The organism is Streptomyces echinatus (assembly GCF_014203595.1).
GTDB lineage: Bacteria > Actinomycetota > Actinomycetes > Streptomycetales > Streptomycetaceae > Streptomyces > Streptomyces echinatus.
Map to the genome: position 1 here is coordinate 474,380 of NZ_JACHJK010000003.1, position 13,259 is coordinate 487,638.

Consider the following 13,259-nt stretch of genomic DNA (forward strand, 5'->3'; position numbering starts at 1 on the left):
TCGATCGCAGCCCGATCGACATCCGGGGGACAGTGGACAGCCCCTACGGGACGACGCCCGGCCGGGCGATCCGGCCGGGCGTCTTCGGTGGTGTCCCTGCCGCGGTGCAGCCGAAGCGGGGCCGGGTCCGGACCCTGAACGGGTTTCTCAGCCCTGGGCCACCGCCGCGGCGGCCGCGGCGGCGCGTTCCTCACCCTTGCGCCGTGCCCGCTTGCCGTAGGTGGCCGTCCACAGGACGAGGACGCCGAGCACGCCGTAGATCAGGATCGGGCTCAGGGTCACCATGGTGTCGGTGCCCAGCGTGTAGGACAACGCGATCCGCACCGCCGCCTCCAGGCAGTAGGCCACGCCCCAGACCGTCGTCATCGTCCGCACGGTCTGGCGGAACCCCTCGAATTCCCACAGGCCGTTCCACCAGGCGGTACTCGCCGCGGTGCCGTCGGTGGCGAATTTGCGGCCGAAGTAGAACATCAACGGGCGCGGAGCCAGCAGTGTGGTCAGGCACAGCAGTCCGAACAGCCCGGTGATGGCCGAGTCCTTGATCAGCAACGCCTTGGCCGAGTGGGGACCGACGAGCGACACCACGGCCGTGAGCACCAGGAACGCCAGCGTCACCACGGCGAACTCATCGAGCCGTCGCCGCCACGCAAGGTGCACGGCGCTGTCCAGCACCGGCCAGGCGCCGCTCGCCAGCAGCGCCGCGAACTCGCTCCATCCCTGATCGCGTAGTGCGTTGTACGTGAGGATCGGGGCGGCCACGTTGAGCGAGATGGTGAGCACCCAGCCGCCGAGGGCGGCGCCCCGGGACCGGGCGGGCGGCGCCGGGCGTTCGTCGGCCGCCGCCCGTGCCTCCGGTGCGGTCGCGGGGCCTGGTCTGGTCGCGTCGTGGTCGTGATCGTGGTCGGGCATGGTCCCCCCTGGATTTCGGTCTAAGGCTCGTGGAGAAACGAAGGCAGGCGCGCGGCGGGAAGACAGCTCTTCGGGCCGCGCGTCGATTCCCCCTGCAGGGCGTGATCTTCCACGACCAAGATCCTGTTCCGCAACCGGTGCCGCGGGTTGTCCCGTAAGGGTCTTGCGGTGGAAGGGTTTTCCGTGAGGCGTTGCCTGAGCGGTCGCGCGGCTACGCGGCCTTCTGGGAGGCGGCGGCGTCCGGGCGCAGGTCGTCGAGGGTGAGCTGGTGCGTCGGCCGGTCCGGCAGGATCACGCGGCGGTCGGTGCGCAGGTCGGGGCCGACGTGGAAGAGTTCGCCGGGCTCCAGCGGGCGCCAGCGGGGGTTGTCGTCCATGCGTTCGCTGGCGACGACGACGGCGGGATGGGCGGCCAGAGCGGCGGAGTGGACGCGCATGCGGCCGTGGCTGCCGCTGTGGTCCAGATGCCGGGTTCCGTGCTGGCCGCCCGCCGCGCGCTCGAGCACGTACAGCTCATGGGTCTCCGGATAGCGCAGCGCCCACAGCTGGTCGGAGGAGATCAGGATCAGGTTGAGGGCGTAGACCGGCAGGTTCCGGGCGATCCAGTGAGCGGCGTGCTCGATTCCTGCGGTGACGTCTCCGTCGCGCTTACGTGTCTCCCGCGTGATCAGGGCGAAGAACCGCTCGGAGTCGGTGTCGCCCTTCACCAGTGACCGGTCCTCGCCGAGGTGGTCGTCGAGCCGCTCCAGGCCCTCGATGACGCCGTTGTGGGCGAACAGCCGTCCGTCCTGCTGGAAGGGGTGGGTGTTACGGGCGTCCAGGCTGCCCGTGGAGGCGAAGCGCACGTGGGCGAGGAAGGTGGCGGACTGTACCTGCCGGGCGTCCTCGGCGAAGGCGCGGTCCTGGTAGGCCGCGATGGGGGCCTTGTCGACGCGTGGGGTTCCGTCGTCGGCGAAGTACCCCAGGCCGGTACCGTCCGGGTCGCTGTGGCTCTGCCGGCTGAGGCTGTCCGGTGCGTCGAGGAGCCAGAAGGTGGCGTGGGTGCGGTTCGGGGCGCTGCTGAGGCCGAACAGGCGACACACGGGCTTCCTCCTCGATCGCCGGACAGGCCGATTGTCCCAGTGGCGGCGGGGATCGACCACTTCGGCGCCATCGGGGCGGGCGCCGGCGGCCGGGTGGTGGCGGCCGGGTGGTGGCGGCCGGGTGGTGGCGTCTTCGGCATGGGGTCTTCGGCCTGGCGGCATGGGCGTGACGTCGACGGCGTGGCGTGACGACGGCGGGGCGTCCCTGAGCGCGTGCATCACGACGGCAGGCTGCCCCTGCGCGTGGCGTCACGACGGCAGGCTGTCCCTGAGCCCGTGGCGCCACGACGGCGCGGCCTTCCTGAGCGTGGGCGACATGCCGCCTTCGGCGTAATCGGGCGCACGGGGCCGGCCGGTCGGCACGCTGTGCCTGTCGATCACGGTCGAGGCCAGGGAGACGGCTGGTGCACAGGTCGCGTGCGGCGCTTTTCACGCACAGGCCGCGCTCTTCCCGCCCCCGCGACGTCCTGCGCGCCGAGGGACCGGCCGCGGCGCGGATCGTGGTCACCGTAGCGGCCGCCTGGCAGGTGGCGTTGTGGCTGGGAGCGGACCAGCCCCCGGTCTACGCGGCCGTCGTCCCGCTCGTGGCCCTGCGGGGAGACCCGCTCACCGCCCTGGCCACCTCCCTGCAACGCGTCCTGGGCGTCGTCGCGGGTGTCCTGATCGGGATCGCGGTCCTGAACGTCCTGCACCCCTCGACCGCCGCGCTCGCCCTGGTGGTCGCTCTGGGCCTGGGCGCCGGAACACTCCTGCGGGCCGGCGGCCCCCTGAACCTGCAGGTCCCGGCCTCCTCGCTGCTGGTCTTCGCCAGCACCTCACCCGACGCCTATGCCTTCCACCGCCTCTGGGAGACCGGAGCGGGGGCCGCTGTGACGATTCTGCTCGCGCCGCTGCTCTGGCCTCCCGACCCTCGCCGCTCCCTCTCCGCCCTGGCCCACGACTCCCGCACACGGCTCGTCCAGGCCCTCACCGGCACGGCTGCGGTCCTCGGCACCGATCCCGGTACGGCGCGCGGCAACGTCAGCGCCGTCGCGGGACACATCGACGCGATCCGCACCGCGGCCGCGTCGGCCCGCGAAGCCGAGCGCGCCATGCGCTTCAACCCCTTGCGCCGCCGGCACCGCGACACGGTGACGCGACTGGTCCGCAGCATCGTGACCGCCGAACGGCTCACCCCGCACTTGGCCACCCTGGCCCGGGAAGTCGCCGCGTTCACCGGCAGGGACGACCTCATCCCGGTGGTCGCCGACGCCCGGCGGCGCATGCCGGGGCTGGCCGCTTCCACCGCCCAGGCGATCAACCACGTCCTGGAATCGGGCCGCCCCCAACCGGCGCTGTCCAGGGCCCGCAACGACCTGAGCGCCTACGCCCACGCGGACAGCCGCCCGGCCGCCGTGGCCCTGCGCAGGCCCTTCAAGGAGATCCTCGACGAACTGGACCCGCCTTCTGAGGGCCCAGGGCCGGGCGGTCACCCACGTATCCCCGCCGGCACCTGATCACCACTCCCGTCGGACATCGGGTGCACAGGTCGGCGCCGGAGGCGGTCGCGGCGTTCCCGTCCGCGGCGCGTGGGACGGCTATGGGGGCCGTCCGTTCGGCGTGCACCGAAGGGTCGCGCCCCTAGCGTTCGGCGCATGACGACTGACACGCATCGAGTGATCCGGCCGAACATCCTCTACTTCGGAACGCCGGTGGTCCTGCTCAGCACGGAGAACGAGGACGGGACCGTCAACCTCGCTCCGATCTCGTCCGCCTGGGCGCTGGGTCAGTGCGTGGTGCTGGGCCTCGGCGTCGAGAGCCGGACGGTGCGCAACCTGGTTGAGCGGCCGGATGTGGTGATCAGCCTCCCCTCCCCCGGCCTGTGGAGGAACGTGGAGTGCCTCGCACCGCTCACCGGCGCCGATCCCGTGCCGGAGAGCAAGCGGGCGGTCTACCGGTACGAGCACGACAAGTTCTCCGCCGCGGGCCTGACGCCACAGCCCTCTGATCTGGTACGCCCGCCGCGCGTCGCCGAGTGCCCCCTCCAACTGGAGGCGCGGGCCGTCGCCCTGACGCCCGGCGGGGAGGGCGGCTTCCGCACCGTCGAGTGCCAGGTGCTCCGGGTCCACGCCGACGAGCGCGTCGTCGTACCCGGCACGCACCACATCGACCCCGGCGTATGGAGCCCTCTCATCTACAACTTCCGCCACTACCACGGGCTCACGCCCGAGCTCGGCCACGGCTTCCGTTCGGAGACGGCCGGGGACGCCGCCCGCGTCGGGTGACTCTCCCGGCGGGTGCCTCGGGCGGAATCGTCCCCGCTCCGCCACCGCATGGCTGCCGGGGCCCGGCCCGGGTCAGTGGTCGGCCACCAGGAGCCGGTATCCGACATCGATCGTGTCGAGCGTGAGCAGCCCGGCATGGCGCGCGTGCCAGCTGCCGTCCGCCAGGTCGGCCGCGAGCCGGGACAGCCCCGGCGCGAGTACGTCGTCGCCGGGCTGGGCCAGCATGGAGATCCCCGCGCGCACGTGCGGATCGAGGTAGGCGTGGGGGCGGCGCCAGTACGCGGCACCGAAGCCGTCGACGCAGTCGTGGGGGATGCCGACGGTCTCCACGCGGCCCCCGCCGAGCAGGTCGAGCAGCCGGTCGGTCGGGACGGCGCGGGTGTCGTCGAACGCGGCTGCCTCCGGGAGGTATTCGCGTACGAGCCAGAACCGTTCGCGGAAGACCTGCTGATCCCACGTCAGGACGAGGACGCGCCGCCGGGCGGCCCTGCGCAGTTCCCTGATTCCCGCCTCGGGATCGGTCCAGTGGTGGATGGTCAGCAGGGCCATGGCGGCATCGGCGGCGTGGTCGCGCACCGGCAGGCGTTCCGCGACGGCTCGCACCGCGGGCGCCGCTCCCGGCGGACGCTGGGTGATCATGACCTGACTGGGCTCGACCGCGAGGACCGTCCGCGGTGGTTCGTAGGAACCGGTGCCCGCGCCGACGTTGATCACGTCCGCGGCGTCACCGAGCGCCGCGTGGATCTGCGCGGCGATCCGCGGATCGGGCCGGCGGGTCCGGGCGTACGTCGCGCCGAGCGTGTCGTAGGTGGTCATGGCGGTCAGTATGCACAGCGGACAGGGCGTCAGCCCTGCCCCTACGGGAGGTCGTCCGCCCGCGCGCGGATGTCCCGTGCCTGCCCCGGCTTCCGCTTCGGGCCCTCACTCCCCCAGCCGGATCAGCGCCCGCATGGCCTCGCGCTCCACGCGGGCGAGGGGCTCCCAGGCGATTCCCGCCTCGCCGAGAACGGACAGCAGCCGGCCCACGCACTCCGCGACCGTCTCCCCGATCGCCGCGGGGGCACAGACCGCCCGTGTCACGGCCAGCCGTCGTTCCGGCTCTCCCCGCTCATCGTCACCTCGTAGCCGGGCAGTCCGCCCGCTGCCAGCCGGTCCAGCAGGTCCAGGCGTGTCCGGTCCCTGCGGATCCGTTCGGCCGGCCGGTCCCGCTCGGCTCGCAGGATCTCCGCCCTGGAGCCGGAATCGGCGGCCAGCGCCCGGGCGATCACGGCCAGGGGGAGGTCCATCTCGCGGAGCACGGCGATGGTCAGGGCGTCACCGGCCTGTTGGGGTGCGTAGTAGCGGTAGCCGGTGCCGCCGTCCACGCGTACCGGGGCCGGCAGCCCCGACTCGTCGTAGTGCCGCAGCTGTTTGACGCTGAGCCGGCACAGGCGGGCGACTCACCGACCACGCACCGGCGGGGGTGTCCCCGGTGAGGCGGGACGCTACGGCGCCACGGGGTCGCCGTCTCCCAGTTGCAGCCACCACACGTCGTCGTGGTCGCGGCTGAGCCGGAGTGTCTGTCGCCGTCCGTCGCCGAAACGCAGCTCGACGGCGGCCAGGTACGGCACGACGGGTTCCTCCACGATCGCGTCGACCTGCCCGCCGGTGTGGGCGCGGTAGGCGGTGACCAGCTTCTGGGCGGCCCGGTCCTGGCCGGTGTACCAGGGGGCGCCGAGCCGGGCGAGGTCGGTGGTGTCACCCGCGGCGAGGCGCTGGACGTACGCCTTGACCAGCAGCTCGACGTCGTCGGCGAGTTCCGGGACGTCGGGGTATTCGGACTGCGCGGCGCGGACGGAGACGTTCACGGCGGGCGTCGCGTGCAGGGAGTAGGGGACGGGGGTGCGCAGCAGCCTCCAGGCGACCACTGCCGCCGCCAGGACGGCCAGCACCGAGACGACCGTCCACAGGCGCTTGCCGTACGGCCCCGACATCACCGCCACCCCCGCCCGAGCTGGAGCGACGCGGCCGCGTGGGCCCTTCCCCGCGACAGCGACGGCTGAGCACCGTGCCGTGCCGACCTCTTCATGTTCAAGATTCCTGATTCTGCGGTCTCCGACGAGCCCGGAGGATCTTCACAGACAACAGGTCTTCATGTCCATGGCCTGCCAGGACGCCGGGAGGCGTCGCGGCGGGGGCGCCGGCGGGCCGGGGCGAACGGCATCCCGTGGGGACAGGTGACCGACCGCGGGTGGCGGCCCCGGCGGGGATCCCGCCGGGGCTGTCCGGTCCGTGCCTCCGCCGGACGCGGCGGGATCAGGCGACCGTCAGGACGATCTTGCCGGTGGTACGGCCCCGCTCGCCGATCTCGTGGGCCTTGGCCGCCTCGGCCAGCGGCAGAACCGTCTCGACGACCGGCTTCAGCGCGCCCCGCTCGACCAGCGCGGCGATCTCCCGCAGGCCCAGGTGGTCGGGCTCGACCAGGACCCACACCGCGCGCACCCCGTCCGGGGCGGCGGGGACGTCGTCCGGGCCGGGCAGGGTGATCAGCCGGCCGCCGGAGCGGAGGACCTTCAGGGAGCGCTCGGCGGTCTCCCCGCCGAGCCCGTCCAGCACCACGTCGACATCGGTCACGGCGTCCTCGAACCGCACCGCCCGGTAGTCGATCACCTCGTCCGCGCCGAGCTGCCGCACCAGGTCGTGCTTGCCGGCGCTGGCCGTGCCGATCACGTACGCGCCTCGGGCCTTGGCGATCTGCACGGCGAAGTGGCCGACCCCGCCGGCCGCCGCGTGCACCAGCACCCGCTCACCGGGACGCACGTCCGCGGCGTCCACCAGCGCCTGCCAGGCGGTCAGCGCGGCGAGCGGCAGCGCAGCCGCCTCCACGTGCGTCAGGCCGGCCGGCTTCGGGGCGAGGTGCCGGGCGGGCGCCACCACGTACTCGGCGTAGCCGCCCGCCTGGCGCGGGAACAGCGGCATCCCGAAGACCTCGTCACCGGGACGGAAGATCCCCACGCCGGGCCCGACGGCCTCGACCGTGCCGGACACGTCCCAGCCCACCGCCGGCACGGAGCCCCACTCGATGAGGGCGCCGCCGGCGCGGGTCTTCCAGTCCACCGGGTTCACTCCGGCCGCGTGCACCCGCACCAGGACCTCGTTGAGTCCCGGCTCGGGGCGCTCCACCTCACGCTCGACCAGGTTCTCGGGTCCGCCCCACTGCTCCACGACCACCGCGCGCATGCTGTTCCGCCTCAGTTCTCTGTCTCGATCGGTTCGCCGGACCGGGAGGTCCCCGGCGCGACGCAGTCCACGATCCGGCACCCCGGCCCGCCATGGTGTTGGCCGTCCGGCCACTATGTGACAGGATTCGGCCATGAGTGGCGCACAGTGGACGACGGGCGAGGACGGGCGGAACCCGGCGGAGGCGGCGGAGGCGGCGCTCCGGCCGCACCGGATCGCCGTACTCGCCCTGCCCGGGGTCCCGCCCTTCGAGCTCGGCATCCCCTCGCGCGTCTTCGGCAGCGTGGCGGACGCCGAGGGCCGCCCGCTCTACGAGGTCACCGTCTGCACCGCGGACGGCGCCCCGGTGCTCAGCGACGCCGGCTTCACCGTGCAGCCGGCCGCCGGCCCCGAGGCCCTGGCCGCCGCGGACACGGTGATCGTCCCGCCCACGCACGCCATGCCCGAGCTGGGGCTCGGCGGCCCGCTGCCCGCCGAGGTCACCGCGGCCATCGCCGGCATCCGGCCCGGCACCCGGCTGGTGTCCATCTGCACCGGTTCCTACGTGCTCGCCGCGGCCGGGCTGCTCGACGGCCGGCCGGCCACCACCCACTGGAACCTGGCCCCGGAGTTCCGCCGGGCCTACCCCAGGGTCAGGGTGGACGAGGAGGTCCTGTTCGTGGACGACGGCGACGTGCTGACCTCGGCGGGCGTGGCCGCGGGCGTCGATCTGTGCCTGCACATGATCCGTCGCGACCACGGCGCGGCCGCGGCCAACCGGGCCGCCCGCATGTGCGTCGTGCCGCCCTGGCGCGACGGCGGGCAGGCGCAGTACATCGACCGCCCGGTCCCCGAACCCACCGTCGCCAGCACCACCGCCACCCGCGCCTGGGCCCTGGAGCACCTCGGCGAGCCGCTGACCCTCGCCCGGCTCGCGGAGCACGCCAGAATGAGCCTGCGCTCCTTCACCCGCCGGTTCCGCGACGAGGTCGGCATGACTCCGGTGCAGTGGCTCACCGCGCAACGCCTGGAACTGGTCAAGCAGTTGCTGGAGACCACCGACCTGTCGATCGATCTGGTCGCGCACCGCGCCGGCTTCGGCTCCGCCAACTCCCTGCGCGCGCACATGAGGACGGCCTTCGGGGTCTCACCCGCCGCCTACCGTCGCACGTTCAGCCCTCATGACCTGGTGGGCGCGGAGGGCTGATCCCCCGTCAGGCCTCAGCGGCCGTCGCCTTTCCTTCACCCGCGGCTCGCTCTGGGCCCTGGTCGTCGGGGTGATCCTGCTCGACCTCGCCGTACAGGCGGTCCATGTCACCAACCAGACCCTGGTCTACGCCCTGCACCCCGACGCGGGCAGCCGACTGATCGGCGGATACATGGTCCTCTACTCGATCGGCAGCGCCACCGGCGCCATCGCCGCGACCTCCCTCTACGCGCTGGCCGGCTGGGGCGCCGTCTGCGCACTGGGTGCCGCGTTCAGCTTCGAGCAGCGCCAGGGCGATGCCGGTGGTCCGCCGGGAGTGCCCGCGGTCGTTCAGGCGGCCCGCCACGGTCGCGGCCAGGGCGCCGGCGACACCGATCAGGCCCAGCGCGCCGATCACGCGGTGGGGCAGGAAGCACGGGGCCTCGCTGAGCGGGAGCGCGACGCTGCTCCACAGCGTGCTGGAGCTGGTCGACCGCAGCCGGGGACAGCGCCTCCGGGCGCTGGAGGTGCTGTCGGCGGACGGGCGGCGGCTGGATCCCGACGACACCACCGTCCACAAGGTCTCCGCCCGGTGATCCGAGCGCGGCGTGGCCGGCGACGCCGCTCCCCCGCGCCGCACGCCGGCACGACGCCGGTCCTCGCCCCGTCAGCCGAGCGGCCGCCTCACCGTCCGGTCAGCCGGCACTGATGCCCAGGACCTGGTTGGTCACCTGGCTGCCGTCGGTCCGCGTGTCCGCCCTCGCGACAGCGGCAGGCACCATGGCCGCCACGCCGCCGACGAGCAGTGTGCCCAGGCGCAGCACGTCACGGCGGCGCATCGGCCCGCCCGCTTCCGGTTCTCCGTGTCTGTCGGATCCGCGATCTCTCGGCACAGCGCACACCTCTGAGTGTCGTGAACCTGTCAAGATTGCGCGTGCGCGGACCGGCCGCCGCACTCGCCCGTCGGCTGCCGCGAGACGGGACGGCAACCTACCGTTCGTTCGAACGACCAGCAGAGTACCGGGAGACGGACGAACAAGCGCCCCCCACGACGCTCGTCGCGCCGGCCCCGAAGGGCACGGCTCCGGCCGGGGAGACACAGCGACGTCCCGCACCGTGGTGCGGGACGTCGGCCACGCGCCTCGACCCGGTCGGAGATCGCGGTGGCGGGAGTGCGGCTCCTACTGGGGGGCGACCCTGCAGGCGCTCGTCGCGGTGTCCTCCGTGACGCCGGCCCTGGTCAGGTCGGACACGCACTGATCGTGGTTGCCGGTCAGGCCGACGTAGCACGCCATATGGACGGAGTCCTGGGCTGCACCGCCCCTCAGCTCGCGCTCCACCTGGTTGACGCAGGACGCGATGTCCGCGTGGGCGGCGGGCGCCGTGAGGGCGGCGCCCCCGAGCGCGAGGGCAAGTCCGGTGAGCACACCGGCGATACGGGTCGACGTGCGCATGGAACGCACCTGCTTTCCGGGATCGTCACGCGGATCCGGCTCGGGCGGTGCGCATCCGCGTGGGAAAGGCGCCGAGCGACGCTCGGCGAGGGCTTGCCCCTCCTTGGACGCCGGAACAGCCGTCCGGCCACCGCGACCTGACAGCGAGCAGCACGGCGGCGTACCGACCCTTCGTGTTCCTCGGGGGCGTGAGAAGCCGCCCATCGCACCCGGTCCCCCGGGGCGGCCGCACGGCAGCGGTCACAGGGCGGTGCGCGGCCTGTGGCGAGACGGACACCACCGCGGGGTGATGCGGGGGCGCGCCTCCTGCTCCTTCCACCGTACGACCGGCAGCGCCTCGCCACGAGCGGGCCGGGGAGGCCGGCCCGTCCGGCCCCGTCACTGAATATGCATATGCCTTTGACATAATCCGCGCATGTCGAGCCGAGACACGATCCAGTACGCCCCCGACGTCGGTCTGCTCATGATCCCGGGCGATCCGGGCAGGGACTTCGCCCCGGGATTCGCGGTCTTCGACGACTGCGTCGCCGCGCTGCGCTCGTACCTCCTGGGCCTGCTGCGGAAAGAAGCCGTCAGGCCGGCGCCGGCCAAGGCGAAGTGCGATGCCGTCATACCCGTGCGCCTGAGTCTCGTCCCCCGGCCCGACAACGACTACGACACGCGTGCCGTCTCGGTCGCCGCCCCGCCCGGCCACGGCGGGTCCGTCCTCGACCGGCACCTGGGCTACCTGTACAGCAGTGCGCTGGATGTCACGAGTGAGAGCGTCCGCAGGCTCACCGACGAGACCGGGACCCCCGTCGGCTGTCACGGCTGGATCGAACTCCACGACCTCGAATCCGACAGCCGTTTCGACGACGAGGACTTCGACGGGGAGGACGACGAGGCCGGGGCCGGCGGCGAGTGGGAGCCCAGCAGGGACCAGCCGGTGTCGTGGGCGGAGCAGAAGGCGTTCGGGTACGCGATCGGCTCCCTGCGGGTCCTGCTGCCCGAGCGGCAGACCGTGCGGACCCTCGTGGAGGCCTACCTGGCAGGGCGTCAGCAGGAGACCAAGGAGCGCACGGAGACGCGGCCGGCTCCGGCCGGTGTGGAACCGGGGCTGCGCCGGGCGCTGGCCGAGCGGCTCGCCGTCCGGCTACGGGCCGGCCTGAGCCATCGCGCCGCCGGCGGCGGCTGGGGCCGGGAGACCGAGCGGGACCGCGCGCGGCGGCGCCGGGAAGCCGAGGCGCGGCCGCTCCTGCACGCATGGGAGACGTACCGCGGTTCGCCGCACGGCTTCCGTGGTCTGCGCGCCGTCACCCGGTCCGTGTTCCAGCACACCCGGGTCGTCGTCCTGGACGAGTCGGGCGTGGAGGTCGGGCAGTACCACCATCCGAACGGTCCGCTCACCCTCACCGACGAGCGGGTGCGCGAGGAGGCGCTGGACGCGCTGCGCGCGCACGGGATCGACGTGGAGGCGCCCGAGGAACTGGCCGCGCTCGGCGGCTTCCCGGACGCGGTGGTCCTCGTGCACGCAGGCACCTGGTCGATCCGGCTCTCGCAACCCGGCGTGGCACGCAGAGCGCTCGCCGAGGCCGGCTGGTTCGACCCGGACTCGGGCACGCTCACCGTGTACGCCGCTCCGCTCGCCGAACCGTTGACGGTACTGCTGCGCCGGCACGGAGTGCGGCCGCTGCTGGTGACCCGGGGCGCGCCGCGCGAGGAGGTGGAGTGGCACAACCTCCGTGCCGCGGTGGCGCCGAGCGCGATCAGCCCGGTGGGCCGCTCCAGCCGGGTGTCGGCCGGCGCGCAGCGGCTGATCCCGGAGCCGTACCGGCGCTGGCTCAACGCGAAGCCCCAGGCCGGGAAGGAGACCGCCGTGAGTGCCGGGAGCCCGCTGCCGCGGCTCGTCGACGACGCGGCGGACAACCCGTACTACCGGCGGGTCCTGGAGTCGCTCTTCGGGGCCCCCGTGGACCTGACGCAACGCGGTCCGTGCCGCCTCTGCGGGCGTTCCGCGCAGTCGGCCCGCCCGGGGCTCTTCTACTGCCACGGCTGCTGTGTCCTCGCGCAGAACGGGGTACTGAGGGACACCGGCGAGGACGGCGCGTGGACGGAGGCGATCGTGTACGCGCTGCGCACGCTCGCGGAGACCGAGTTCTCCGGACCGCCGTCCCTCGCCCAACTGGACCGTGTCTGGCTGCCGTTCGAGGATCCCGGTCCGATCGACGAGGCGATGCTCCGCCGTTTCCTCGTACCGCGTCCCGGCTCCGCGCTGCTGAGTGCGCGCCCGGCGCGCCCGGCCCGGACCTGGACGGAGTGGCTGGCGCACGCGGGGCTGCTCACGGACGGGGTGCGGACCTCGATGGGCACGGTGACCCAGGCGACGGACGGGCACCTGTGCCGCTCCCTGTTCGAGCGGCACGTGGACGACTTCCTCCACCACTGGGGCGTGGCCCATGAGCCCGAGCCCTCCTATCCGCGCCACCCGGAGCTCAACACGACGGGCCTGCGGGCGGACTGGCGCCTGGCGGACGGCACCTTCGTCGAGGCCCTGGGCCTGATGACGCAGGAGGCGTACGCGGCGAAGGTCGCCCGCAAACGGAAGCTGGCCCGCCATCACGGCCTGCGTCTCGTGACGGTCACGGCCGAGGACCTGGACCGGCTGCCGGAGATCTTCGCGGACTGGCTGCCGGACGGCTCGGCGGGCTGAGCGGACCCGGCCGCCCGCTCCGCCGGGCCCGCGCGTGGCGGCCGTCGCGGAACCCGGCGGTGTCTCCCGGACATTCGATGGCGCCGGTGCTAGGTTGAGCGAAACGTCAAATCATCCCCTTTTACGCCGTGAAAACCCGGAGCAAGGTGAGGTGGTCGGCAGTGCCGGTGCGGGCGTACGTACTGTTCGATGTGGACCCAGCCAGCGATGACGTACTCGAACGCCTGGCACATCACAGCCTCGGCGGCTGCAAGGTGCTGGCGAGCGAGATCTACCCGCACGAGATCATCGCCGGTCTGGAAGCCGACCGGCTGGAGGACTTCAACACGGCCATGGGCGAACTGGCCGGTGAAGCCGGGGTACTGCGCACGACCACGCTGCGCATCAGCACCACGCCATGACCTGAGGAGCCGCCTCGGGCACCCCGAGCCCGGGGGCGGCCGCGCGGGTGCAGTCCCGGCGTGACACGGCGAAGCCC

At 73.3% G+C, this 13,259-nt stretch carries 14 protein-coding genes and 2 pseudogenes; 6 read left to right on the forward strand and 10 right to left on the reverse strand.

Going from position 1 to position 13,259, the window contains the following annotated elements:
- Window positions 1-147 precede the first annotated feature (147 nt).
- Both FHS34_RS10810 and FHS34_RS10815 read right to left on the reverse strand, forming a co-directional pair.
- Window positions 148-909, reverse strand: coding sequence for a VC0807 family protein (locus tag FHS34_RS10810; protein WP_221508776.1), 762 nt, complete (start codon window positions 907-909; stop codon window positions 148-150).
- Between the two features lie 211 nt (window positions 910-1,120).
- A complete protein-coding gene (locus tag FHS34_RS10815; protein ID WP_184963630.1) occupies window positions 1,121-1,990 on the reverse strand; it encodes a class II glutamine amidotransferase in 870 nt (289 codons plus the stop codon).
- 404 nt (window positions 1,991-2,394) lie between these two features.
- Between FHS34_RS10815 and FHS34_RS10820 the strand changes: the two genes are divergently transcribed.
- Together FHS34_RS10820 and FHS34_RS10825 are read left to right on the forward strand one after the other, a co-directional pair.
- Window positions 2,395-3,486, forward strand: coding sequence for an FUSC family protein (locus tag FHS34_RS10820; RefSeq protein WP_184963632.1), 1,092 nt, complete (start codon window positions 2,395-2,397; stop codon window positions 3,484-3,486).
- A 138-nt stretch (window positions 3,487-3,624) separates the two neighbouring features.
- Window positions 3,625-4,254, forward strand: a complete 630-nt coding sequence (locus FHS34_RS10825; RefSeq protein ID WP_184963634.1) for a flavin reductase family protein — start codon at window positions 3,625-3,627, stop codon at window positions 4,252-4,254.
- Between the two features lie 72 nt (window positions 4,255-4,326).
- On the opposite strand, the gene FHS34_RS10830 is transcribed toward FHS34_RS10825, so the two are convergent.
- The 5 genes from FHS34_RS10830 to FHS34_RS10850 form a co-directional block, all read right to left on the reverse strand.
- On the reverse strand, window positions 4,327-5,070 hold the full coding sequence (locus FHS34_RS10830) for a class I SAM-dependent methyltransferase (protein ID WP_184963636.1): 744 nt from the start codon (window positions 5,068-5,070) through the stop codon (window positions 4,327-4,329).
- A gap of 105 nt (window positions 5,071-5,175) precedes the next feature.
- Window positions 5,176-5,334 (reverse strand): hypothetical protein, encoded by a 159-nt coding sequence (locus FHS34_RS10835; RefSeq protein WP_184963638.1) that lies wholly within the window; start codon window positions 5,332-5,334, stop codon window positions 5,176-5,178.
- Window positions 5,331-5,684: a MerR family transcriptional regulator gene (locus FHS34_RS10840; protein ID WP_184964280.1), complete on the reverse strand. Its 354-nt coding sequence runs from the start codon at window positions 5,682-5,684 to the stop codon at window positions 5,331-5,333. The genes FHS34_RS10835 and FHS34_RS10840 overlap by 4 nt, the downstream gene beginning before the upstream one ends.
- A 54-nt stretch (window positions 5,685-5,738) precedes the next feature.
- Window positions 5,739-6,227, reverse strand: a complete 489-nt coding sequence (locus tag FHS34_RS10845; RefSeq protein ID WP_184963640.1) for a hypothetical protein — start codon at window positions 6,225-6,227, stop codon at window positions 5,739-5,741.
- A gap of 322 nt (window positions 6,228-6,549) precedes the next feature.
- Entirely contained in the window at window positions 6,550-7,473 is a 924-nt protein-coding gene (locus FHS34_RS10850; protein ID WP_184963642.1) for an NADP-dependent oxidoreductase, read from the reverse strand.
- 133 nt (window positions 7,474-7,606) lie between these two features.
- Here FHS34_RS10850 and FHS34_RS10855 point away from each other — a divergent pair, with 133 nt between their 5' ends.
- The gene (locus tag FHS34_RS10855) at window positions 7,607-8,659 is read left to right on the forward strand and encodes a GlxA family transcriptional regulator (protein ID WP_184963644.1); all 1,053 of its coding nucleotides are present in this window, start codon (window positions 7,607-7,609) and stop codon (window positions 8,657-8,659) included.
- Between the two features lie 28 nt (window positions 8,660-8,687).
- A pseudogene (locus FHS34_RS42480) lies at window positions 8,688-8,936 on the forward strand (MFS transporter); the annotation flags it as partial.
- A 3-nt stretch (window positions 8,937-8,939) separates the two neighbouring features.
- Here FHS34_RS42480 and FHS34_RS10860 read toward each other — a convergent pair.
- The 3 genes and pseudogenes from FHS34_RS10860 to FHS34_RS10875 all read right to left on the reverse strand — a co-directional run.
- A pseudogene (locus FHS34_RS10860) lies at window positions 8,940-9,167 on the reverse strand (MFS transporter); the annotation flags it as partial.
- Window positions 9,168-9,333: 166 nt separating this feature from the next.
- A complete protein-coding gene (locus FHS34_RS10870) occupies window positions 9,334-9,477 on the reverse strand; it encodes a hypothetical protein (RefSeq protein WP_184963646.1) in 144 nt (47 codons plus the stop codon).
- 342 nt (window positions 9,478-9,819) lie between these two features.
- Complete coding sequence (locus FHS34_RS10875) at window positions 9,820-10,092, reverse strand: hypothetical protein (RefSeq protein WP_184963648.1); 273 nt, start codon at window positions 10,090-10,092, stop codon at window positions 9,820-9,822.
- A gap of 415 nt (window positions 10,093-10,507) precedes the next feature.
- On the opposite strand from FHS34_RS10875, the gene FHS34_RS10880 reads away from it, so the two are divergent.
- Window positions 10,508-12,781: a hypothetical protein gene (locus FHS34_RS10880; RefSeq protein WP_184963650.1), complete on the forward strand. Its 2,274-nt coding sequence runs from the start codon at window positions 10,508-10,510 to the stop codon at window positions 12,779-12,781.
- 191 nt (window positions 12,782-12,972) lie between these two features.
- Entirely contained in the window at window positions 12,973-13,182 is a 210-nt protein-coding gene (locus FHS34_RS10885) for a hypothetical protein (protein ID WP_184963652.1), read from the forward strand.
- Window positions 13,183-13,259: the final 77 nt, after the last annotated feature.

Bases quoted from the DNA above. Each gene is read 5' to 3' on its own strand.
- FHS34_RS10880 (WP_184963650.1), top strand. From the start codon at position 10,508: ATGTCGAGCCGAGACACGATCCAGTACGCCCCCGACGTCGGTCTGCTC.
- FHS34_RS10825 (WP_184963634.1), top strand. From the start codon at position 3,625: ATGACGACTGACACGCATCGAGTGATCCGGCCGAACATCCTCTACTTC.
- FHS34_RS10810 (WP_221508776.1), bottom strand. From the start codon at position 909: ATGCCCGACCACGATCACGACCACGACGCGACCAGACCAGGCCCCGCG.
- FHS34_RS10855 (WP_184963644.1), top strand. From the start codon at position 7,607: ATGAGTGGCGCACAGTGGACGACGGGCGAGGACGGGCGGAACCCGGCG.
- FHS34_RS10870 (WP_184963646.1), bottom strand. From the start codon at position 9,477: ATGCGCCGCCGTGACGTGCTGCGCCTGGGCACACTGCTCGTCGGCGGC.
- FHS34_RS10845 (WP_184963640.1), bottom strand. From the start codon at position 6,227: ATGTCGGGGCCGTACGGCAAGCGCCTGTGGACGGTCGTCTCGGTGCTG.
- FHS34_RS10875 (WP_184963648.1), bottom strand. From the start codon at position 10,092: ATGCGCACGTCGACCCGTATCGCCGGTGTGCTCACCGGACTTGCCCTC.
- FHS34_RS10850 (WP_184963642.1), bottom strand. From the start codon at position 7,473: ATGCGCGCGGTGGTCGTGGAGCAGTGGGGCGGACCCGAGAACCTGGTC.
- FHS34_RS10830 (WP_184963636.1), bottom strand. From the start codon at position 5,070: ATGACCACCTACGACACGCTCGGCGCGACGTACGCCCGGACCCGCCGG.